Here is a 21,729-nt window from a genome sequence, read left to right on the forward strand (position 1 = left end):
GGATGGTGGGGGAGGGTCGGCACGCCCGCGTCGCCTGGGAGATTCGCCCGGTGAAGACCCGAAGCACTCCGAAGGACCCTATTCATGGGCCTTATCGATCTGATCGCGGACCGCCTCGGCTGCTGGTCACGTATCCCGAAGTTCCGGCGTGATCGAGGTCATGGCCCAGCCGGGTCGCCCGGCTCGCCGGCCGGTACCACCGGCTCCTCCCGCCCCGGCGGTGCCGATCCCGCCGCCACGACGGACCTAACCCCGCGGACCTAACCCCGCGGCGTGGCGGCACCTCACATTCCCGGGGGTTGTGTCGTCGGGCCATTGAGACACCATCGCGCGCGCCGGTCGCCGTCGTCTCACCCGTCCGCAGCCGTCAAGGAGCCACCCATGTTCGTGCGTGTCGCGATCACCCTGCAAACGCTGGTCCTCTTCGTCCAGACGATCACCGCCGGGCTGTTGCTGTCCTTGCCCGGCGGGCACACCTTCCACAGCGCCGGGGCGTACACCATGTTCACCGTGGGGGTCATCAACGTGGCCGGCACGATCCTGGCCTGGCGGCCCGGCGGCGGCTCACCCCGGCCCATCCTGCAGACGGCCGGATTCCTCGGCCTCACGCTGGCGCAGGTGGCGCTCGGCATCGCGCACCTGAAAACCCTGCACGTCCCGCTCGGCGCGCTGATGTTCGGGATCAGCCTCGTCCAGCTCAGCCAGGCCTGGTCCGGCCACCGCACCCGCGCGACCAGCGCGACCTGACCGCGCCCCTGCCGTCCGCGTCGCCGGAGTCGCAACTTCGATCGCCGGCGGTGACACCGCCGAGGAGATCGCCAAGCTCAAGGCCGAGCCCGGCAAGGACCTCGTCGCCGCCGGCGGCACCGAGTTCATGCACTCCCTGATCAATCTCGGCGTGGTCGACGAGTACCGGCTGTGGGTGCCGCCCGCCGTCACCGGCAAGGGCGCACCGCTGTTCCCCGAGCTGGATCAGGCCGTGAACCTGCGCTTGGTGAAGAGCACGGCCTTCCCGTCCGCAATCCTCGAACTGGCGTACACCCCGGCCTGACCGTCACAGGCGTGATCCCTTACCGGCGTGATCCGGCCGCCCCAAGGACGGCCACACCCACCCTGGAAAGCGAGATCAGCCGGCCCGGTCCAGAGAAGCGGCGTCATGGGACTCGCGCGCCTCCAGCAGCTCATCCCAGTGATCCTCGGCCCACGCGCACGCCACCGCCATCGGCGCCAGCATGCTGCGGCCCAGCGGCGTCAGCTCGTACTCCACACGCGACCCCGCCCCGGCGACAACGGTGCGCCGGACCAGGCCACCCCGCTCCAACGACCGCAGCGACCGCGTCAAACCCTTGGCGGTGACCCGGCCGAGCGGCACGCGCAGCTCCGAGAACCGGCGCGGCCCGTCCTGCAGACAGCGGATCACCAGCGCCGCCCACTTGTCGCCGAACCCGAACCGGATCGGATTCAGCGACGACGGGCACAGCTCGTCGAACATGTCGGCGGGCAGAGGTTGCCTCATGGCCCCACGATAACCGGTATCCCCGAGGAAACCGGGCCCCCCGATAGCGTCCACGAACCGGCCGGGCACAACCGCCCGGCCCCGGTGAAAGGGCGCATCCCATGAACATCGTGATCTTCGGAGCGGGCGGCCGGGCCGGACGGCGGGCCGTCGCCGAGGCCACCCGCCGAGGCCACCACGTCACCGCCGTCGTGCGCGACCCGCACGGCCACCCCGACCTGCACGGCCACCCCGACCTGCACAGTCACCCCGACCAGCGCCAGGCACACCTGGTGGCGGGCGACGTCACCGACCAGGCGAGCGTCGAACGCGCCGCCGCCGGGCACGACGCCGCCATCAGCGCCGCAGTGGACCTGGCGGCCCCCGCCCACGACTTCTTCACCACCGCCACCCGCGCCCTGACCACGGCGGCCGCCCACACCGGCGTGCGCCGCCTGGTGGTCGTCGGCCTGGCCTCCATCCTGCCCGGAGCCTCCGGCGCCCCGCTCATGGACCAACCCGGCTACCCCAACGAGTACCGCTCCTTCTACCTCGGCCACGCCGCCGGCCTCCACGAACTGCGAAACAGCGACCTCGACTGGGCCTACGTCGCCCCGACCGGCGACTTCGACCACCACGGCACCCCCACCGGCCACTACCGGATCACCGAGCACGCCGACCCCGCCGGCCGGATCACCTATGCCGACTTCGCCATCGCGCTGCTCGACGAGATCGACACACCCCGCTGCCACCGCGCCGCCATCACCGTCCAGCAGCCCTGAACGACGGTTCCCCCGCCCTGACCACCCCGCGCACGCACGGCGGCCATACTGGGGCGGTGGAACCGGCACCGACGCTGCGCGAGATCGGCTGCTTCGCCCGCGTGGCCCAGACCCTCAGCTTCTCGCGTGCCGCCACCGACCTCGGACTGTCCCAACCGGCGATCAGCCAGGCCATCGGCAGGGCCGAACGGGCGCTCGGCGTGCGACTGTTCGAACGCACCAGCCGCGACGTGCGCCTGTCACCGGCCGGCACGGCCCTGCTGCCCTACGCCGAAGCGCTGCTGGAGACCGCCTCCGCCCTGCGCGCCGAGGCGGCCCGCCAAGCCGCGCCACCCCGGACGCTCATCACCCTGGCCTACGCACCCCCGGCCGGCCCCCTGGTCGCCCAAGCCGCCCGGCGACTGGCCCGCCGCCGCCCCGCCGTACAACTCCAACTGCGCCCCGCCGGCCGCCGCGCCGCCATGGCGGCCCTGGCCGCGGGCGAGGCGTCGGCCGCCGTGGTCGGCGCGCCGTTCCCCACCGGCTACACCACCGGCGCCCGCTTCAGCGTCGCCGTCGCCCACCTGGCCGTACCGGCCGGCGACCCCCTGGCCGCCGCCCCCGCCCTCCGCCCCGCCCAACTCACCTCCCACAAGATCCTCATGCCCGCCCACCGGCCGCGCGGCGGCATGTGGGCGCAACTGGCCGCCGCCCTGCACGGCCCCCACCAGCACCACATCGTGGGGGAGGAGATCGACGACTTCGCCGCCCTGCTCGACCAGGTGGCCGCCGGCGCCGGCCTGCTGCCGGTACCCCACCTGGTGGCCTCCTCCATCCGGCGGCCCGACATCGGCTTCGTCCCCCTGGCCGCCGGACGGCTGCGCCTGACCTACGGCCTGGCCTGGCCGCCCGACCGCGCCACCCCCGAGCTGATGACCGTGGTCCACGCCGTCCAGGAGTCCCTGTGGACCCGATGACCTCCCCGCCCGCGACAACGCCACGGCCGAGCGCGCGGCCTCGACGGTCACGATCCCCCCGCCGCCCGGCGGTGCGCACGCACGGGCCGGCCGCCTCGCCGATACGCCCACCACGCCACGGCACAATGGCCCGATGAACAGGACCACCCCCGCCACCGGCAACCGGTCCACAACCCCGCCCTCAGGCGACCCGCCACCCCACCAGCCACCCCACCAGCCACCCCACCAGCCACCCCACCAGCCCCTGCCGCAGGACCCGCACGACCTGCACGACCTGCACGGCTCGGACTTCCTGCAACTCACCATCACCGACGCACCCCCACGCGGCCGCTCCGAATGGCTCGCCACCCAACTACGGCACGCCATCTCCGACGGCCGCCTGCCCATCGGCACCCGCCTGCCCGCCACCCGCGTCCTGGCCACCGAACTGCGCGTCTCCCGCGGCCTGATCACCGCCGCCTACCAACGCCTCATCGACGACGGCCACATCGCCGGACGAGGACGAGCCGGAACCGTCGTCGTCGCCGCCCCCATCACCGCACCCCGCCCACCCACCCCATCCACCCCACCCACCGGCCCCCACCACCACGGCCACCCCACCGGCCTGTTCGACACCACACCCGGCCAGACCGTCTTCGACGCCCTGCGCGCCGCCCCCGCCCGCATCGACCTGTCACCCGGCGTCCCCGACCTCGCCGCCTTCCCCCGCACCGCCTGGCTCCGCGCCGAACGCACCATCCTGGCCGGCCTGTCGGCCACCCAACTCGGCTACGGAGACCCCCGCGGCACCTCCGCCCTGCGCCTGGCCGTCGCCAACTGGCTCGCCCGCAACCGCGGCATCAGAACCGACCCCGCCCACGTCCTCATCGTCGCCGGCGTCGCCCAAGCCCTCGCCCTCATCGCCCAGACCCTCCGCGACCGCGGCATCGACCAGATCGCCGTCGAAGACCCCGGATCCCTCGGCGCCGCCCAGCAACTACGCAACTGGGGCCTCACCACCCCACCCATCCCCGTCGACGCCGACGGCCTGCGCGTCACCGACCTCACCGCCACCACCGCACCCGCCGTCCTGCTCACCCCCGCCCACCAGTTCCCGACCGGCGTCGTCCTGTCCGGCCACCGGCGCCGCGACCTCATGCGCTGGGCCGCCGACGGCGGCCTGATCATCGAAGACGACTACGACGCCGAACACCGCTACGACCGCCCGCCCGTCCCCGCCCTGCGATCGATGCTCGGCGACCACGTCTTCTACGCCGGCAGCGTCTCCAAGCTCCTCGCACCCGCCCTGCGCGTCGGATGGCTGCTCGCCCCGCCCGAGCACCGCGACGCCCTCATCACCGCCAAACGCAACGCCGACCTCGGCAACGCCGTCCTCACCCAGCTCGTCCTGGCCCACGTCATGGCCTCGGGGGAGATGGAACGCCAACTCCGCTACATCCGCAGACGACACCGCCGCCGCCGCGACGCCATGATCGACGCCATCACCGCCCACCTGCCGCAGGCCACCGTGCACGGCGCCGCCGCCGGCCTGCACCTCATGATCACCTTCCCCGAGGACGTCAGCGACACCGCCCTCGCCGCGGCCTGCCTGGAACGCGGAGTCAAGGTCCAGCCCCTGTCATGGCACCGCCACCGCCCCGGCCCCCCGGGCCTGGTCCTTGGATACGCCGCCACCGCCCCCGGCGACATCACCGAAGGCATCACCGTGATCGCCGGCCTGCTGCCTCACCCATCCTGAACACCGCACCCCAGACCACGACACCGCCACGCGGCGAACAACCCCCACCAACAGATGACCGGCCCCCGCGGACGGGCACGGCCGCCGTCCACGCGGGCCGCCGCCGGGGATCAGCCCGCAGACCCGCCCTCGCCGGCCTCGACGGCCATGTCCAGCACAAGCCCGGCGGCCACCTCAGCCCCGTCCACGCGCACCGTCTCGGCCACAACGGCCGCACGGGCAACGGTCTCAGCGGCAAGGGCCACCTCCAGCGCGGCCGACAGCGACCCGACCCCCGGCGTCGGACCCTCGTGCCCCGTCCCGATGCCCAGCTCGGTCACCCGCCCCGCCCAGTACGGCTGGTCGGCCACCTGCGGCACGATCACCTGCGGCGCCCCGGCACGGGCCGCCGTCACCGTGGTACCCGCACCGCCATGGTGCACGACCGCCGCCACCCGGCCGAACAACTCCTGCTGGTTCACCTCGCCCACCACGAAACAGTCGTCCCGATCATCGACCAACGCCAGATCGGCCCAGCCGCTCCCCAGCACCACGCGACGGCCCTGCGACCGCACCGCGTCGATGACGGCCCGCGAGACCTCCCGCGCGCTCGCCCCCCGCACGAGCATGCTCCCGAAACCCACGTACACCGGCTCCGCGCCGGCCGCGAGAAACGCCTCCAGATCAGCCGGGAGCGGGCGCCCGTCCGGCCGGATCCACGCACCGGTCTGCGCCACCTCCAGCTCCGAGGTCTCCTGCCACGGACCAAGGACCGGGTCGGCCGCCAGGAACGGGCGGCGAGTGAAGACATGATCACGGACGCCGTCGACCGGCGCCAGCCCGACCGAGGCCCGGTGAGCGTTGATCGTCTCACCGAACATCGCGTCCATGTGCGCGGCGTTGAGATCCCACAGCGCCCGGTTGCCGGTCACCTCCGCCGGTACCACCTGACCCGGCCAGGGACGAGGCGCATGATGCGGCGACGGCAGGTAACTGGGGGAGAAGGAGGCGAACACGTAGGGCACGCCCAGCTTCTCGGCCGCCGCCCGCGCACCGGCCACCGCCGGGAACGACCCGGTGGCCACCACCGCGGCGCACCCCTCCGCCACCCCCGCGACCGCCTCATAGGCCATGGCGGTCAGCTCGGCGGCGATGTCGGACAGACGCGGCTGCGCCATCCCGGGAACCGCCCCGGTCGCCAGCGCGCGGATCGGCCAGCCGAGCGGGGTCAGCGGCACGTCGATGCCGTCCAGCAGTTCCGCGAAGTCCGGCGGCGCGCACACCCGCACGTCGGCGCCGTGAGCCTTCAGCCGCAGCGCCAGCGCCGTCATCGGCTCGACGTCCCCGCGTGACCCGTAGGTCTCCAATACGACCCGCATTCCACGACCCCCCGTTTCGGTGTGTTCCGGCGTCGAGGGGTGATTGTGCGGCACGACCGGGGCCTTGTGGCAAGGCCCCCCATGCGCTATAGCTTGGAAATGCAAGGAGTGGGCATTCCTCCTTGTCCCTTCCGCTGCTCCGCAGCTCCGCAGGCGGCCCCCTTCATTGCGCGGGGGGACGGGCGCGCGCGTCCGGCACCGCTGGGCGACCGCAGCCGTGTCCGCGCACCCCGGCGAGCCCTCGCAAGGGCGTCCTCGATGATCACCACAGCGCATGCGCGGCCGGGGGAGGGGCGCCCACTGAGACGATCTCCAAGGCGTCCCGTACTCCATTCGCGGAACACCGGCCGGCGGCTCGTCCGCACGTGAAGTTCGATCGAACGGCGACGGCTCAGCGCGATATCTCGAAGGGGGGAATGGGACGGTTATGGGCACTTCTAAGCCCTATGTCTGATACCAGACAGAATTGAGCTTCTGTCTGGTATCAGACATCTCGGCGTAGAAGGGCGGGTGGAGGGCTGAGTGGTGCCGGCCGCCGCTGGACCGCCGTCCGGATCGTCCGCGTGCCCGAACGGCGTGCCGCGCGTCGCGTGCGCGCCGGTGCGGGACATGCCGCAGCGGGCGGCCTCGAGGCCGCCACCCCACAAGATCGTTTCACGGATGATCGTCCCGCAGGTGCGCCCGATCGTCACGTTGCGCGAACACCCGCCATGCGCGGCGATGCGCCGGCGCCGCCGGGCGGAAACCCGCCGTGCATGCGGCACGCGATACGTGCGGCACGCGGCGGCCAGACCATGCGCGAGCCCTGGCCGGCGGCGCGTGCGGCGACCTTCACGGGAACGCCGTCACGGAACACCGCGAACATGCCCGCCCGGAAACCCTCTCGGCGGCGCCCTCATCGCTATTTGATGCATAATCGCACTTATGCATCACTTCGCGGGAACGCCTCTTCCGTGCTCTCCCGCCGCGGCCCCTGACGTCGGCGGTCCCCGGCGTCACCTCTACGCACGCGACGACGTCGCAGGTCACCGGCCCCTCACGCGCCGGTGAACGCCCGCCGGCCCGGCGGGCGCCGGGTCCCAGCGGCCGGTCCGGCGTGTCGGCGGGCCACTTGTGCGGGTTTGATGCATAATCGCAGCCACGTGCGCCGCGTCCGAGGAGGTCGCCGCTTTCCGGAGGGTGAAAGCCGTGGATGACCGCGATCCGCTGGTGCTGATGCGCCTGCCCGAAGCCGCGGCGGAGTTCGTCTCCTCGCTGCGCACCAAGAAGCTCTCCCCGCACACGGTCGCCGGGTACGAGCGCGACCTGCGGTCGGTGGCCGCCGCGGCGGCGGAGCTGGCCGGTGTGCCGGTGGCCGATCTGGAGGTGCGCCGCCTGAGCGGCCGCCTGGTGCGGGGCGCGTTCGCCGAGTTCGCCGGTCCGCGTTCGGCGGCGAGCGTCAACCGCGCGTGGAGCGCGTGGAACCAGTTCCTGACGTTCTGCGTCGCCGAGGGGATGCTGGAGGGCAATCCGATGGCGGCGGTCCCCCGTCCCAAGCAGCCGGCCAAGGCGCCCAAGCCGTTGCTGGGCGATGGGACGGCGTCGCAGACGCTGCTGGAGCAGGTGGCGGCCGGGGCGCGCAAGGCCCGCGATCCGTGGGTGGAGCGCGACCTGGTGGTGCTGGCGCTGGCCCTGGTGACCGGGATGCGTTCGGCGGAGTTGCTGGGGCTGACGCTGGGGTCGGTGGGCGGGTCCGCGGGTGATCGCCGGATCCAGGTGGTGGGCAAGGGCGGCAAGACCCGGTCGCTGCCGATCGAGCCGCCGATCGAGCGGCTGATCGAGGAGTATCTGGCGAGCCGGTCGCGGCGGTTCGGGCCGGCAGCGCTCCCCCGGTCGGCGGCGTTGCTGGTCGACACCGGAAACGAGCCGTTGCGGCGCGGTGGCCTGCAGTATCTGGTGCGTCAGTGTTACCGGTACGCCGGTGTTCATGATCGGGTGCAGCGGGGGACGCTGGTGCACGCGCTGCGGCACGAGTTCGCTACCCGGCTGGCCGAGCGGGGTGCTTCGGCGCACGAGTTGATGGAGTTGCTGGGCCATTCGTCGATCGTGACCGGGCAGGCGTATGTGGCATCGACGGCGCGGGAGGTGCGGGCGGCGGCGCGGGGCAATCCGGCGTACGGGGTGCTGGACAGGCTGCGGCCGGATCCGGGCCCGTAGGACGACGCCGGCCGGCAGCCGGGGGCGGGGCGGGGTCAGACGGGGTGCGGTGCGCGCGGGCCGGTGGTGAAGTGGTCGGCGGCGATGTCGGCGAACTCCTGCACCAGGGGTGATCGGCGGGTGCGGCTCCAGGCCAGGCACACCTGGTTGGGCGGGATGTCATCGACGGGCACGTGGGTGACGTCGGGGCGGGTGTAGTAGGCGGCGACCGACAGCGGCAGCACGATGACGCCGTGGCAGGCGGCGACGTGTTCGAGTTTCTCCTCCACGCTGTGGAACACCGGGCGTGGGGTCGCGGGGTGGCCGGTGAGACGGCCGGGCAGGTCGCGCCATTCGGGGACGGCGTCGGGGTGTTGGAGCATGGGTTCGCCGGCGAGGTCGGCCACCTTGATCGTGGTCTTGCCCGCCAGGCGGTGTTCGGTGGAGACGACGGCGACGCGTGGCTCGGTGTAGAGGGGCACCAGGCGCAGGCCGCGTTGTTCGACGGGCATGCGCACGAGGCCGGCGTCGGCTCGGCCGTCGTGGAGGACGTCGGTCTGGTCGTCCCAGGTGGTGCGCATCAGGTTGACGGTCAGGCCGGGGTGGCGGGCGGTGAGGGCGCGCACGGCGGCGGTCACGGTGGTGCCGGGCATGAAGGCGATGGTGAAGGCGGGGGCGCCGTGGGCGGCGCGGGTGAGGCGGCGGGTCAGCGCGGTGGCCGAGGCCAGCAGGGGGCGGGCTTCTTCCAGGAGCACCTGGCCGGTGGGGGTGAGTTCGGTGGATCGCCGGTTCCTGGCGAACAGGGTGGTGCCGAGGTCTTGCTCGAGGGCGCGGATCTGCCGGGACAGGACGGGCTGGGTGATGTAGAGGCGTTCGGCGGCGCGTCCGAAGTGGAGTTCTTCGGCCACGGCGACGAAGTAGCGCAGTTTGCGCAGGTCGATGTCCATCGCACCCTCCTGGCCGGGGGCCGGCGTGGTCTGCCGGCGGTGTCGCGGGAGTGTCCTCAGCGTAGGCCGGGCCGGGTGGTGCGGGCTGCGCGCGGTCCTGCCTGTCCCCCGGTCCCCCTCTCTGGTCCTGCCTGTCCTCTGGTCCCCTTCTCCCCTGGTCCGCGACGTGGCCGGGGTGGGCGGGTGACCGTGGGGGGGTGATGCCCGGTGGGCATCACCGGTGCTGGAGAAGGTGTTGGACGCACGATCGGTCCCCGGGTGATGGTGGATCGCGGCGGGGGTTCCCGCCGCGGTTGGAAGGGATCTGGGAACGATGAAGGTGTTCATCACCGGCGGGTCGGGATACATCGGCCGGGTCACGATCGCGGCGCTGCGGCGGCGTGGCGTGCGGGTGGCGGCGCTGGCGCGCGGCGAGCGTTCGGCGTCGGTCGTCGCGGAGCTCGGGGCGCGGCCGGTGCGGGGCGCTCTGGGCGACCTTGAGGTGCTGCGCGAGGCGGCGGCCGAGGCGGACGGGGTGATCCATCTGGGGGCGGACTACGCCGGGGACACCGCGCGGGTGGACCTGGCGGCGGCCGAGGCGCTGCTGGACGGCGCCGGGGGGCGGCCGTATGTGCACACCGGCGGGGTGTGGGTGTACGGGGACACCGATGGGGTGGTCGGTGAGGAGGCGCCGCTGCGTCCGCCGGCGATCACGGCGTGGCGGCCGGAGAACGAGAGGCGGGTGCTGGCCAGGGCGCGGTGCGGGGGGCGTCCGGTGGTGGTGATGCCGGGTCTGGTGTACGGCCGGGGTGGCGGGCTGACGCAGGGGTTCTTCGTGGAGCCGGGGCTCGAGGCGGGTGCGGTGCCGTGCATCGGGGACGGGGCCAATCATTGGGCGCTGGTGCATGTGGACGACGTCGCCGAGCTGTACGTGCTGGCGCTCGGTGCGCCGGCGGGTGCGGTGTACGCGGGGGTGAGCGGCCAGAACGTGCCGTTGGCGGAGGTCACGCGGGCGTTGAGCCGCGGGGCGGGGCTCGGGGGGCGGACGGAGTCGATCGGTTTGGCCGGGGCGGTGGAGCGGATGGGGCCGATCGCCGAGGCGTTCGCGCTGGACCAGCGGATGACCGGGGCCAGGGCGCGGCGGGAGCTGGGGTGGAGGCCCACGCGGGTCGACGCGCTGGCCGAGCTGTCCGGGCCACGCGATCCGGTGGCGCGGTGACAGGGCGTTCCCGGGGGCCGGGTGGCCGCCGTCCCCGATGACGGCGGCGGGCGGGTCGGCGCGTGAGCGGCGGGGCCGGTCAGGGGATGACGGCGGTGGCGGTGATCTCGACGAGCTGGCCGGTGTAGCCGAGGAAGGAGACGCCGAGCAGTGTGGAGGTGTGCGGGCCGTCGGACAGTGCGCTGGCGCGCACGACCTCCCACACCTCCGGCAGGTCCTGATGGCGGGTGGTGGCGACGTAGACGGTGCTGGCGATGACGTGCCGCAGGCCGGTGCCGACGTCGTGCAGGGCGGTGGCGAGGTTGGCCAGGACCTGGCGGGTCTGGGCGGCGGGATCGCCCTCGCCGACCAGGGCGCCGGTGGCGTCCAGGGGGACGGCTCCGGCCATGAAGGCGAGCCTCTCCCCCGCTTCGACGACGGCGGCGTGGGCGTATCCGGGCGGCGGGAGCAGGCCGGTGGTGATGGTGCGGCGTGCCATGGCGGGGCTCCTTGCCTCGGGTGGATGTGGTGATCGCGGTCATCATGGCGGGGGTGCCGGCCGGCTGTCATGTGGTTTTGCGCCGCCCGGCTCTGGTTCGTCCCTGGCGGCGAAGTGCTCGCGTGGGTGGAAGATCGGGCCGGTGGGCGATGGTGTGATCGCGTTCGGCGAGCGCGGGCGAGCGCAATTGTCGGTGGGGGCCGGTACGGTGCCCGTGGTTGCCCTCCGGAAGGACTGATCGATGCGGCCTGTGAAGCTCAAGCGCCTCACCGTGGAGGAGTGCGTCGACCGCTATGTGGAGCTGGTGCGCGCCAAGACGGTCACCGGGGCGCTGTCCCCGGCGACGGCCGAGGTGTACGGCCGTGACGTGGCCACCTTCGCCGAGCTGGCGGGGGCCGGGCGTGTGCTGGACGATCTGACCGGTGAGGATGTCGACGCGGTGCTGCTGGCGTTCGCGCGCAAGCCCGACGGGCGGCGCTCCTCCCCCGCCGGCGCGGCGCAGAGTCCCTCTTCGCAGTCGCGGTTCCGCCGGTCGGTGTCGGCGTTCTTCAAGCACGCGACCCTGTCGGGCTGGGTGCAGGTCAATCCGATGACCACGGCCACCGTCACGGCCAAGGAACGCGGCGGGCTGCGCGCCGAGCGCCGGGCGCTGACCCGTGAGCAGGCGCAGGGGCTGGTGGGCGCGGCGCGTGAGCAGGCGGTGGCCGAGCCGCGGGGCGGGCGGCGTGACCAGCGCACCGAGGTGCGTGACGCGTTGATCGTGCTGCTGCTGTCGACGCTGGGCCCGCGGGTGTCTGAGCTGGTGCGTGCCAATGTCGAGGATTTCTACACCAATGACGGGGTGCGTTACTGGCGCATCTTCGGCAAGGGCGGCAAGACGCGTGATGTGCCGTTGCCGGGCGATGTCGCCGAGGTGCTGGAGGTCTACCTGGCGGCCGCCCGGCCGGCCACGGCCGAGAAGGCGTTGCTGCTGTCGTGGCGGGGGCGGCGGCTGGCGCGGGGTGATGTGCAGGCGGTGATCGACCGGGTGCAGCGGCGGGTCGACCCGGCGCAGCGGCGTTCGGTGACCCCGCACGGGCTGCGGCACACGACCGCGACGCATCTGCTGGCCGACGCGGTCGACATGGACGCGGTGCGCCGGGTGCTGGGGCACAGCGACCTGGCGACGCTGGGCCGCTACCGTGACGAGCTGCCCGGGGAGCTGGAGGTGGCGATGCGGGCGCATCCGCTGCTGCGGGGGCGTGCGGCGGGCGGCTGACCGCGTTGGTCACCCGCCGTCCTCGGGGGCGGGTGCGGGCCCGTACGATCGGGCTGTGCAAAAGCGTGAATTGGGAAGAACGGGCAGGCAGGTCGGGGTCGTCGGCCTGGGGGCGTGGCAGCTGGGCGCCGACTGGGGTGAGGTGGGCGAGGACGACGCGCTGGCGACGCTGCACGCCGCCGTCGAGGCGGGGGTGACGTTCATCGACACGGCCGATGTGTACGGTGACGGGCGCAGCGAGCAGATCGTCGGCCGGTTGCTCAAGGAGCGGCCGGGGCTGACGGTGGCCACCAAGATGGGCCGCCGGGTGGCGCAGGTGCCGTCGGCGTACACGCTGGACAATTTCCGGGCCTGGAACGACCGGTCGCGGCAGAACCTCGGCGTCGACACCATCGACCTGGTGCAGCTGCACTGCCCGCCGACCCCGGTCTTCAGCGATCAGGCGGTGTACGACGCGCTGGACACCCTGGTGCAGGAGGGCAGGATCGCCGCCTACGGGGTGAGCGTGGAGACCTGCCAGGAGGCGCTGACCGCGATCGCGCGGCCGGGTGTGGCCAGCGTGCAGATCATCTTCAACGCCTTCCGGCTCAAGCCGCTGGAGCAGGTGCTTCCGGCGGCGGCCGAGGCCGGGGTGGGCATCATCGCGCGGGTGCCGCTGGCCAGCGGCCTGCTGTCGGGCCGCTACGACGAGCACACCAGTTTCGGCCCTGACGACCACCGGGCCTTCAACCGGCACGGGGAGTCCTTCGACGTCGGGGAGACCTTCTCGGGCGTGGACTACGCCACGGGTCTGGCGGCGGTGGAGCGGCTCAAGCCGCTGGTCCCCGAGGGGATGACGACGGCCCAGTTCGCGCTGCGCTGGATCATCGACCACCCGGCGGTCAGCGTGGTGATCCCCGGCGCCCGCAATGAGCGGCAGGCCGCGGCCAACGCCGCCGCCGCGCGGCTGGCGCCGCTGTCGGAGCCGACCCATGCCGCCGTGGCGTCGGTGTACGACGAGTTGATCCGCCCGCTGGTCCACCACCGCTGGTGATCCCCTGAGGGGTCGGCCCGTCGGGGTCGGCCCCGGTCACGTCCCTATGCTGATCTGCTTGAGCACGGGCTGCGGATCTGTCGCGGCGATCAGTGACCTTGTTCCGGGCCGAGGAAGCATGTCAGGAGTCGCCTGAAGTCGTGCGGGTGCTCCAGCGCCGGCACGTGCCCGCATCGGCCGAGCACGTGCAGACGGACATCGGGCAGGTGTTCGAGCAGGGGCAGGGCTGCGGTGCTGAGCGGGGTGACTCGGTCCTCGGCGCCGTGGACGAGCAGCACGGGCGCGCGGATCCCTGCCAGGGTTCGCGCCGGGAGGGTGAGCTCGTCGGCCCAGCGTGCCCTGGGTGGAGGGAACAACGACGCGAACGCGGCCGCCCCCGCTCGCATCGCGTCCGCACGGGCGGCGATGGCCGATTCGGTGACGAGCGCTTGGTCCAGGACGAGGCGACTCAACATGTCTCGTGCCCCGTGCGGGCCGGCGGGGGCGGCCCAGATCGCGTCGAGCTCGGCGGACAGCGGCGCCCCGGGGGCGCCCATCGTCGAGACCGCCACGACACGGGTGACCTGCTGTGGACGCGCGGCCGCCAACGCCAGCGCCACGGCACCGCCCATGGAGTGGCCCACCACGGCGTAGTGCTCGGCGCCGAGAGCGTCCATCAGGCCCGCGGCCTGCTCCGTCCACAGCCGCAGCCCGCCCCTGGAGCCCGCGGGGATCGGTGTACGGCCGAATCCCGCCTGGTCGGGAGCCACCAGGTGCCAGGACGTGCCGAGTGCCTGTGCCGTCGCCGCCCAGGCGCCGGATCCGGTCGTACCGGGTCCGGAGCCGTGCAGCATCAGCACCGCGGGCCCGGTGCCGCTCTCCAGGACGTGGACGGGAGAGCCGTCGACGGTGACGGTCCGAAGTGCCGTCACCGAGACGGCTCCGGTGTGCTCATGCCGATGCGGAGTTGATGGACTTGGAGAAGACCTCCATCATCGCCCTGCCGAACTGCGGCATGTCGGGCCACCCCCGGCAGGAGACGAGGTTGCCGTCCACGACGTCGGGAGCGTCGATGACCGTCGCGCCAGCGTTCTCCATGTCACCGGTGATGGGCGGGAAGCACGCCGTCTTTCGGCCCTTCAGCAGCCCGTACACGGCCGGCACCTGGGCGCCGTGGCACACCAGCGCGATGGGGAGGTTGCGCGCGAAGAAGTGCTCGGTGATGCGCCTGACGTCGGCGTCGACGCGGATCCACTCGGGGGCGCGTCCTCCGGGGATGATGAGGGCGTCATAGCGCTCGACGTCGACCTCGGCCCAGGGCACGTCGACCGGCAGCTTGCGGCCGTTCTTCTCCACGTAGGCGTCGGAGTTGGGGTCGAACTCGTGGATGACCAGCTGCACGTCACGCATCGTCCGTGACGAGACGTCAACGTCCCAGCCGCCCTCCTGCACGCGATAGTAGGGGTACATGGTGTCGAGCTCCTCGGCGGCGTCGCCGGTCAGGAGCAGTGCTCTGGGCACCTGCTTCTCCTCACATCTGGGGGCGGGTGAGGTGGATCCAATCCGATCCAATCCGATCCGATTGGGTTAGCATTCCTCGGCCCAGGCCGCCCGTCAAGCCTCCACCGCCATTCCGTCCGCGTCCTTGGCCTCGTCGAACAATCGCCGGAACCGCTCGCCGGACAGCAGGATGTGCCGGCGCATGGCGTAGGCGGCGGCGTCGGGGTCACGCGCGGCGATCGCGGCCAGGACCTCTTCGTGCTCGGCCATGGCCAGGTGGGTGACCTGGGTGTCGTGGAGAAGCCGGAACAGGTGCACGTGGGTGTGCAGGCGTGCGAGCGCTTCGCGGATGACCTGGTTCTCCGCGCTCAGGGCGACGAGGTCGTGGAAAGCGGCGTCGCGCAGCCCGAAGGCGCCATAGGCCATGGCCCCGTCGCCCCCCTCCAGCTCCGCCATCTCCTCCAGCATGCGCCGCAGACCGGCCACCTGCCCCGAGGACGCGCGTTCGGCGGATCTGCGCGCCGCCGCCGGCTCCAGGAGCAGGCGGACCTCGAGCATGTCCTCGAATCGGTGACGGGTGATCTGGGGGGGAATGCGATAGCCGGCATGGGGCACGCGCACGACCAGGCCCTCGGCCTCCATGCGGTTCAGAGCGTCTCGGATCGGCGTCTGCGAGACCCCCAGCTCTCGCGCCAGGACGTCGATCGTGACGCGGGAGCCGGGCTCGATCCGTAGCGACATCAGCTGTCCGAGCAGCGTGTCGTACACCTCGTCGGCGAGCCGGCCGCGAGATCTTCCCGGCGGCTTTCCGCCCGTCATGGCCCCACGGCGCCGCGCGATCATCGCTTCGTCGTCCATCGTGACGTGAGGTCCTTTCCTGCGTCTTCGGGGGACCTGTTGACATCGGTCGCAACGCTGCGGGATGCTGCCCCCACTCGGATCGTATAGGAAACGTGACGGATGCCGGCCATCCTTCACCCATCGGGGAACCGCCCGCCATCGCTCCGCTTCGATCGGTTGGAGCTCCCATGAGCATGCTCGACGTCCTACTCGGTTCGCCACCGGGCCGCACGAGGACCGAAGGACCTCTCGACCGCTTGAAGCCCCATCACGTCGCGGCGTACTCGTGACGCCGGTCCGCGGGCCGGCCCGCGACGGCCGGCGACACGCCTGAACAACCCGGCAACCGCTCGGCGAAGCACGCAGCAAGGCCCCAGACACCCCCCCAGAAAGCAGGCAAGAAGGTGCGGTATCCCCAGCGAATAGGACGACTGTCCATTCCCGGTCGAAAGGTGCAGCTGGCGACGGCGGCCATGTTGCTGGCCACGACCGTGGCGGCTTGCGGCGGCGGCTCGGACGACGGCGCGAAGGCGAGCGCCCCCAAGGCGCCGGCGACCATCCCCGAGCTCACCAAGGACCCGCTGACCCTCAGCTTCATCTGGTTCGACTGGCCCCCCGCCCACGCGCTGGAAGCCTTCGCGAACGCCGAGTACAAAAAGGATCGGCCGAATGTGACCGTCAAGGTCAACACCGTGCCGAACGCGAACTGGCACGACGCGATGTTCACCCAGTTCGCGGCGCACAAGACCGACTTCGACATCCCGATCCTGGACTCGCAGCACATCGGCGAGGCCGTGACGAACGGCAACATCCTCGACATCACCGACTTCGTCAAGAAGAACATCGACGTCAACGCCTACAACCCGTACCTGCTGGCGGCCTACGGCCAGTTCCCCCAGGCGGAGACCGGCAAGCGCGACGAGAACGCCAGCATGTACGGACTGCCGCTGCTCGGCGACACCTGGACGATGATCTACCGCAAGGACCTGATCGGCGACAAGCCGCCGCAGACCTGGGACGAGATGATCTCAGCCGCCCAGAAGTGCCAGACGGAGAACCCTGGCATCAGCGGCCTGGCCTTCCACCAGGCCAACGGCTCCGACGCCGCGGCCGTGACCTACAACACGGTCAACGGCGTCTACGGCGGCAACCTCTGGGACCCCAAGACGCGTAAGATCGACGGCGTCCTCAACGACCCCGCGGGCCAGGAGGCGATGGACGTCCTGGTCAACAAGATGAAGCCGCTGACCGCCAAGGGCTCCGGCAACTGGTTCATCGACGAGGTGAACGCGGCGGTCGCCCAGGGCAAGGCGTGCATCGCGTTCAACTGGATCGCCGCGAGCGGCGGCCTGCTCGACCCCAAGCAGTCGACGCTCGGCACCACGCGGGAGCAGATCCTCGACAAGCTGGGTTTCGCCACCCTGCCGACCCAGAAGACCAACCTGGTGCCTCTCGGCGGCATGGGGATGCACGTGTCGGCCTACTCCCCCGAGGCGAACCAGGCCGAGGCCCTGAACTTCATGAAGTGGTTCGAGCAGGCCGACATCCAGAAGAAGTGGGCCGCGGCCGGTGGCGTGCCGTCGCGTACCGACGCCCTGGCCTCGCCCGAGTTCCTCAACGCCGGGCCGTTCAACAAGGTGTACGCCGACTCGGTGCCGCGGATGCGGGACATGTGGAATGTGCCTGAGTACGCGCGCCTGGTCGACATTGAGAACACCAACGTGAACGCGGCTCTCAACGGCGCGAAGAAGCCGAAGGAGGCGCTCGACGACATCGCCAAGGGGCAGCAGGGCGTGCTCGACTCCGGCAAGGGCAAGGGCGGCGGCGGACTGTGAGTGACCCCGCCCCTCTGACGACCGACCGCCCCGGGCAGGTGGCGTCCGCGACGCCGCCTGCACCGGGCCGGTCCCGCCGGTTGAGCGACCGCGGGCTCGCCGTGGCCTTCATCTCCCCCGCGCTGCTGCTGTTGCTGGCGATGTCGGTGTTCCCGTTGCTGTGGGCGTTGTACCTGTCGTTCACCGACTACTCGGCCACCCGCGGGGGGCCGGCCCATTTCATCTGGTTCGAGAACTACACCGCGGTCCTTGCTTCGGCGCAGGTCCACCTGAGGGCCCTGACGACGTTGATCTACGTGGTCGGCGCGGTCGCCCTGCAGACGGTGCTCGGTTTCGCCATCGCCTACCTGATCTCACGGCGCACGCACGGGCGAGGAGTGCTGACCACTCTGTTCCTGGTTCCGATGATGCTGTCGCCGGTCGTGGTCGGGCTGTTCTGGCGGTTCATGCTCGACGCGCAGTTCGGCGTGGTCAACAGCATGCTCGGCTCGCTCGGCCTGGGGCAGGTGGAGTGGCTCACCCGGCAGCGGACGGCACTGATCTCCCTGATCGTGGTCGACACCTGGCAATGGACGCCGTTCATCATGCTCATCGCACTCGCGGGCCTCACCGCGGTTCCCAAGTACCTGTACGAGGCCGCCTCGATCGACCGGGCGTCGGAGTGGTTCCGGTTCCGCACCATCACTCTTCCGCTGGTGTGGCCGCTGCTCCTCATCGCCGTGTTGTTCAGGGCCATCGAGGCCTTCCGGCTGTTCGACCTCGTCTACATCCTCACCAGCGGAGGTCCGGGGGTCTCCACCGAGACGTTGTCGTTCCACGTCTACAAGGTCGCGTTCCTGGGCTTCAACACCGGAACCGCCTCGGCGTACGGGATCCTCATGGTCCTGGTCGTGATCGTCCTCACGCAGCTCTACCTGCGCTACTTGAACAAGCTCAAGGAGGACTGATGGCCGTCTCCGTCGACGAGGCCGTGTCCACAGGTCCTGCCCGGGATCACACGCCCCCCGCGCGCCGCTTCGGCGGCCGGGGCCGCGCCGTGCTGGAGGTCGCGCTGCTGGCCGTGCTGGCCGTCGTGATGCTCTTCCCGGTGCTGTGGATGATCGAGACCTCCATCAAGGAGAACCGGGACGTCTACGCCATCCCGGCCAAGTTCTTCGACTTCAAGGTCACTCTGGACCATTTCAAGGACGTGTTCGTCGCCTCCGGCGGCGGTCGTTCGCCCTTGTCGGTCTCCTTCCTCAACTCCGTCGTGGTCGCCGGGGTCTCCACGGCGCTGGCCACCGTGCTGGGGGTCCCGGCGGCCTGGGCCTACTCACGCTTCGCCGTGAAGGCCAAGAAGGACCAGCTGTTCTTCATCCTGTCCACCCGGTTCATGCCGCCCGTGGTGGTCGTGATCCCGATCTTCCTCATGTACCGCCAAGCCGGGCTCATCAACACCCAGCTCGGCCTGATCCTCATCTACGCCGCGTTCAACGTCCCCTTCACGATCTGGATGATGAAGGGGTTCGTCGACGAGGTGCCCGCGGAGTACGAGGACGCCGCCATGCTCGACGGCTACACCCGCCTGCAGGCGTTCCGGCGATTCACCCTTCCCCTGCTCCTGCCCGGCATCGCCGCGACGGCGGTGTTCGCCCTCATCTTCTCGTGGAACGAGTTCGTGTTCGCCATCTTCCTCACCTCCAGCGACAACGTGCGCACGGCCCCACCCGCCATCGCCGGCCTCATCGGTGGCACCACCGTGGACTGGGGCCTGGTGGCCGCCGCCTCCGTGGTGTTCGCCCTGCCGGTGCTCGTCTTCGCCTACCTGGTGCGCAAGCACCTGGTCGCCGGTGTGACGCTCGGGGCGGTGCGACGCTGATGGCGGGCATCGAGGTGACCGCCCTGCACAAGCGCTACCCGGACGGGACGGTCGCGGTCGAGCACGTGGACCTGTCCATCGGCGACGGCGAGCTGTTCGTGATGCTCGGCCCTTCGGGGTGCGGCAAGACGACCACGCTGCGGGCCATAGCCGGCCTGGAGAGGCAGACGACGGGCGACATCCGCATCGGCGACACGCTGGTCAACGACCTGCCGCCCGCCGAGCGCGACATCGCCATGGTGTTCCAGTTCTACGCTCTCTACCCGCATCTGCGAACCCGCGACAACCTGGCGTTCCCCCTGCGGGCCGAGGGACTGCCCAAGGCGGAGGTGCGCGAGCGGGTCGAGGAGGCCGCCCGGCTGATGCGGCTCGGTCCGCTCCTGGACCGGCGGCCGCGCCGGCTGTCCGGCGGGGAGCAGCAGCGCGTCGCGCTCGCCCGCGCCCTGGTGCGGCGACCGCGCGCATTCCTCATGGACGAACCGCTCACCAATCTGGACGCGGAGCTGAGGGCGGACATGCGCACGGAGATCAAGCACCTGCAGGGGGAACTGGGGACGACGATGGTCTACGTCACCCACGACCAGGTCGAGGCGATGTCGCTCGGTCACAGAATCGCCATCCTCAACAAGGGCCGCGTCGAGCAGATCGGCACGCCGCTGGAGGTCTACGACCGCCCGGCGAGTCTTTTCTGCGCCGCGTTCATCGGCTCCCCGCCGATGAACCTGATCGAGGTGGAGGTGGCCGACGGGAAGCTGCGCGCCAAGGGCGGACTGGATCTCACGCCACCGCCAGGCCTGCCGCGCGACCGTAGCCTGGTCGCGGGCGTCCGGCCGGAGGCGCTGGAAGTCACAGAACCAGGGGCGGAAGGTTCGGTCCCGGCCCGCGTGGTCTCGGCGGAGTGGCTGGGCGACGAGATCATCTACGTGGTCGACCACGGCGGCTCGCGCGACGTACGGGTCCGGATGCCCCCGACCCTCCGTTTCGCCGCGGACGCATCGGTCGGGCTGCGGCACACCGGCGCGACCCCGGCGGTCTACGACGTGAGCACGGAAGAGCTGGTGGCCTGATGGGAACCGTGGCAGCGCACGGGCTGAGCAAGTCCTTCGGTAAGGTCCAGGCCCTGGACGGGGTGACGCTGGAGGTGCCGGACGGATCGTTCTTCGTCGTGCTCGGCCCCTCCGGGGCGGGCAAGACGACGACCCTGCGGGCGATCGCCGGCCTTGAGAAGCTCGACGCCGGGTCGGTGCACCTGGACGGCAAAGACGCCACCGGTGACTCCCCGGCCGCACGCGACCTGGCCATGGTCTTCCAGAACTACGCCCTCTACCCGCGGCACACGGCCTACGAGAACATCGCTTCGCCGCTGCGGGCACGCCGCTGTTCCTCCAGCGAGATCGCCGCCGCCGTCGAGCGGATGTCGAGCCTGCTGCACATCGAACGCCTGCTGCAGCGCCGTCCCGCGCAGCTGTCGGGCGGTGAGATGCAGCGTGTCGCCCTGGCCCGGGCGCTGGTCCGTAGCCCGCGCGCGTTCCTCATGGACGAGCCGCTGACCAACCTCGACCTCAAGCTCCGCGTCGAGATGCGCACCGAGCTCACCCGCATCCACCGCAGCCTCGGAGCGACCTTCGTCTACGTGACCAACGACCAGGTCGAGGCCCTGTCCATGGCCGACCAGGTCGCGGTCCTGAAGGAGGGGAAGGTGCAACAGGTCGGAACACCGACCGAGGTGTACGAGCGGCCGGCCAACCAGTGGGTCGCAGGCTTCGTCGGCAGCCCGCAGATCAGCCTGCTCGCCTGCCACGCCGAGGGAGATCGTCTGGTCGGGGCGGAAGGCTGGACGCTGCCGCGGCCCCGCTGGACCACCGCCGAGGACGGTCGACCGCTGCTGCTGGGCCTGCGCGCGGAGGACCTGTCCGTCGAGCGGCGCGGGAACGCGTCGTTGCCGGGCGAGCTCTACGGCCTCGAGCCGCTCGGTGACCGGACGGTGGTCGACGTCCGAGTCGGGACACAGATCCTCAAGGTCAAGGCACGACCCACCCTCACCGGTACGCCGGGCGAGCGGCTGCACGTCACGGTCGACCTGGACCGTGCGCACCTGTTCGACGCGGGCACCGGGCTGGCGCTGTCGCAGGCCGGGAGGTAACCGCGCGGGGCGGCGACGTCACCGTGCGCCCGCACGCGGCGATCGAGCCTTCGCGGATGGTCACCGGTGAGCACGGCCCTGACGGCGCCGAAGCGGCCATGGCCCGAGACGGCGATCGGTGGCGCGGGGCGTCGCCCCGCGGCCGGGGCCACGTTA

Annotated in this window: 22 protein-coding genes; 14 read left to right on the plus strand and 8 right to left on the minus strand. The window is 71.6% G+C overall.

Annotation, left to right across the window (positions count from 1 at the left end; all coding sequences use genetic code 11):
* The first annotated feature begins 381 nt into the window (after nucleotides 1-381).
* Nucleotides 382-747, plus strand: coding sequence for a hypothetical protein (locus ACFQSB_RS21535; protein ID WP_380828655.1), 366 nt, complete (start codon nucleotides 382-384; stop codon nucleotides 745-747).
* A 40-nt stretch (nucleotides 748-787) separates the two neighbouring features.
* Nucleotides 788-1,051: a dihydrofolate reductase family protein gene (locus ACFQSB_RS21540; protein ID WP_380828767.1), complete on the plus strand. Its 264-nt coding sequence runs from the start codon at nucleotides 788-790 to the stop codon at nucleotides 1,049-1,051.
* Nucleotides 1,052-1,126: 75 nt separating this feature from the next.
* On the opposite strand, the gene ACFQSB_RS21545 is transcribed toward ACFQSB_RS21540, so the two are convergent.
* Nucleotides 1,127-1,516, minus strand: a complete 390-nt coding sequence (locus tag ACFQSB_RS21545) for a winged helix-turn-helix transcriptional regulator (RefSeq protein ID WP_380828656.1) — start codon at nucleotides 1,514-1,516, stop codon at nucleotides 1,127-1,129.
* Nucleotides 1,517-1,617: 101 nt separating this feature from the next.
* On the opposite strand from ACFQSB_RS21545, the gene ACFQSB_RS21550 reads away from it, so the two are divergent.
* From ACFQSB_RS21550 to pdxR, 3 genes are all read left to right on the plus strand, one after another.
* Complete coding sequence (locus ACFQSB_RS21550) at nucleotides 1,618-2,277, plus strand: NAD(P)-dependent oxidoreductase (protein ID WP_380828657.1); 660 nt, start codon at nucleotides 1,618-1,620, stop codon at nucleotides 2,275-2,277.
* Between the two features lie 56 nt (nucleotides 2,278-2,333).
* Nucleotides 2,334-3,233, plus strand: a complete 900-nt coding sequence (locus ACFQSB_RS21555; protein WP_380828658.1) for a LysR family transcriptional regulator — start codon at nucleotides 2,334-2,336, stop codon at nucleotides 3,231-3,233.
* 133 nt (nucleotides 3,234-3,366) lie between these two features.
* Complete coding sequence (gene pdxR / locus ACFQSB_RS21560) at nucleotides 3,367-4,971, plus strand: MocR-like pyridoxine biosynthesis transcription factor PdxR (protein ID WP_380828660.1); 1,605 nt, start codon at nucleotides 3,367-3,369, stop codon at nucleotides 4,969-4,971.
* Nucleotides 4,972-5,081: 110 nt separating this feature from the next.
* Here the strand turns inward: pdxR and ACFQSB_RS21565 are convergent, their stop codons facing one another.
* Together ACFQSB_RS21565 and ACFQSB_RS21570 are read right to left on the minus strand one after the other, a co-directional pair.
* Nucleotides 5,082-6,329, minus strand: coding sequence for a glycosyltransferase (locus tag ACFQSB_RS21565; protein ID WP_380828661.1), 1,248 nt, complete (start codon nucleotides 6,327-6,329; stop codon nucleotides 5,082-5,084).
* A 688-nt stretch (nucleotides 6,330-7,017) separates the two neighbouring features.
* A complete protein-coding gene (locus ACFQSB_RS21570; protein ID WP_380828662.1) occupies nucleotides 7,018-7,194 on the minus strand; it encodes a hypothetical protein in 177 nt (58 codons plus the stop codon).
* Nucleotides 7,195-7,544: 350 nt separating this feature from the next.
* On the opposite strand from ACFQSB_RS21570, the gene ACFQSB_RS21575 reads away from it, so the two are divergent.
* Nucleotides 7,545-8,525: a tyrosine-type recombinase/integrase gene (locus ACFQSB_RS21575; protein WP_380828768.1), complete on the plus strand. Its 981-nt coding sequence runs from the start codon at nucleotides 7,545-7,547 to the stop codon at nucleotides 8,523-8,525.
* A gap of 35 nt (nucleotides 8,526-8,560) precedes the next feature.
* Here the strand turns inward: ACFQSB_RS21575 and ACFQSB_RS21580 are convergent, their stop codons facing one another.
* Nucleotides 8,561-9,451 carry a LysR family transcriptional regulator gene (locus tag ACFQSB_RS21580; RefSeq protein WP_380828664.1) on the minus strand — a complete coding sequence of 297 codons (891 nt, stop codon included), beginning with the start codon at nucleotides 9,449-9,451 and terminating at the stop codon, nucleotides 8,561-8,563.
* 313 nt (nucleotides 9,452-9,764) lie between these two features.
* Here ACFQSB_RS21580 and ACFQSB_RS21585 point away from each other — a divergent pair, with 313 nt between their 5' ends.
* Nucleotides 9,765-10,649, plus strand: coding sequence for an NAD-dependent epimerase/dehydratase family protein (locus tag ACFQSB_RS21585; protein ID WP_380828665.1), 885 nt, complete (start codon nucleotides 9,765-9,767; stop codon nucleotides 10,647-10,649).
* A 79-nt stretch (nucleotides 10,650-10,728) separates the two neighbouring features.
* Here ACFQSB_RS21585 and ACFQSB_RS21590 read toward each other — a convergent pair whose 3' ends face one another.
* The gene (locus ACFQSB_RS21590) at nucleotides 10,729-11,127 is read right to left on the minus strand and encodes a RidA family protein (RefSeq protein WP_380828666.1); all 399 of its coding nucleotides are present in this window, start codon (nucleotides 11,125-11,127) and stop codon (nucleotides 10,729-10,731) included.
* A gap of 241 nt (nucleotides 11,128-11,368) precedes the next feature.
* Between ACFQSB_RS21590 and ACFQSB_RS21595 the strand changes: the two genes are divergently transcribed.
* Together ACFQSB_RS21595 and ACFQSB_RS21600 are read left to right on the plus strand one after the other, a co-directional pair.
* Nucleotides 11,369-12,385, plus strand: a complete 1,017-nt coding sequence (locus ACFQSB_RS21595) for a tyrosine-type recombinase/integrase (RefSeq protein WP_354849375.1) — start codon at nucleotides 11,369-11,371, stop codon at nucleotides 12,383-12,385.
* A gap of 55 nt (nucleotides 12,386-12,440) precedes the next feature.
* Nucleotides 12,441-13,418 carry an aldo/keto reductase gene (locus tag ACFQSB_RS21600; protein WP_354849372.1) on the plus strand — a complete coding sequence of 326 codons (978 nt, stop codon included), beginning with the start codon at nucleotides 12,441-12,443 and terminating at the stop codon, nucleotides 13,416-13,418.
* 89 nt (nucleotides 13,419-13,507) lie between these two features.
* Here the strand turns inward: ACFQSB_RS21600 and ACFQSB_RS21605 are convergent, their stop codons facing one another.
* The 3 genes from ACFQSB_RS21605 to ACFQSB_RS21615 all read right to left on the minus strand — a co-directional run bounded on the left by ACFQSB_RS21605 (nucleotide 13,508) and on the right by ACFQSB_RS21615 (nucleotide 15,755).
* The gene (locus ACFQSB_RS21605) at nucleotides 13,508-14,329 is read right to left on the minus strand and encodes an alpha/beta fold hydrolase (RefSeq protein ID WP_380828669.1); all 822 of its coding nucleotides are present in this window, start codon (nucleotides 14,327-14,329) and stop codon (nucleotides 13,508-13,510) included.
* Between the two features lie 19 nt (nucleotides 14,330-14,348).
* Nucleotides 14,349-14,918 carry a DJ-1/PfpI family protein gene (locus ACFQSB_RS21610; protein WP_138666282.1) on the minus strand — a complete coding sequence of 190 codons (570 nt, stop codon included), beginning with the start codon at nucleotides 14,916-14,918 and terminating at the stop codon, nucleotides 14,349-14,351.
* A 93-nt stretch (nucleotides 14,919-15,011) separates the two neighbouring features.
* A complete protein-coding gene (locus ACFQSB_RS21615) occupies nucleotides 15,012-15,755 on the minus strand; it encodes a GntR family transcriptional regulator (protein WP_354926308.1) in 744 nt (247 codons plus the stop codon).
* A 434-nt stretch (nucleotides 15,756-16,189) separates the two neighbouring features.
* On the opposite strand from ACFQSB_RS21615, the gene ACFQSB_RS21620 reads away from it, so the two are divergent.
* The 5 genes from ACFQSB_RS21620 (at nucleotide 16,190) to ACFQSB_RS21640 (ending at nucleotide 21,573) form a co-directional block, all read left to right on the plus strand.
* Nucleotides 16,190-17,572, plus strand: coding sequence for an extracellular solute-binding protein (locus ACFQSB_RS21620; RefSeq protein ID WP_380828671.1), 1,383 nt, complete (start codon nucleotides 16,190-16,192; stop codon nucleotides 17,570-17,572).
* 80 nt (nucleotides 17,573-17,652) lie between these two features.
* Nucleotides 17,653-18,519: a carbohydrate ABC transporter permease gene (locus tag ACFQSB_RS21625; RefSeq protein ID WP_354926304.1), complete on the plus strand. Its 867-nt coding sequence runs from the start codon at nucleotides 17,653-17,655 to the stop codon at nucleotides 18,517-18,519.
* Complete coding sequence (locus ACFQSB_RS21630) at nucleotides 18,519-19,430, plus strand: carbohydrate ABC transporter permease (protein WP_354926302.1); 912 nt, start codon at nucleotides 18,519-18,521, stop codon at nucleotides 19,428-19,430. Before ACFQSB_RS21625 ends, ACFQSB_RS21630 begins: the two co-directional genes overlap by 1 nt.
* On the plus strand, nucleotides 19,430-20,497 hold the full coding sequence (locus ACFQSB_RS21635) for an ABC transporter ATP-binding protein (protein ID WP_380828673.1): 1,068 nt from the start codon (nucleotides 19,430-19,432) through the stop codon (nucleotides 20,495-20,497). The genes ACFQSB_RS21630 and ACFQSB_RS21635 overlap by 1 nt, the downstream gene beginning before the upstream one ends.
* Complete coding sequence (locus tag ACFQSB_RS21640; RefSeq protein ID WP_380828674.1) at nucleotides 20,497-21,573, plus strand: ABC transporter ATP-binding protein; 1,077 nt, start codon at nucleotides 20,497-20,499, stop codon at nucleotides 21,571-21,573. The genes ACFQSB_RS21635 and ACFQSB_RS21640 overlap by 1 nt, the downstream gene beginning before the upstream one ends.
* The last annotated feature ends 156 nt before the right edge of the window (nucleotides 21,574-21,729 follow it).

This window comes from Sphaerisporangium rhizosphaerae, assembly GCF_042665155.1.
Lineage (GTDB): Bacteria > Actinomycetota > Actinomycetes > Streptosporangiales > Streptosporangiaceae > Sphaerisporangium > Sphaerisporangium rhizosphaerae.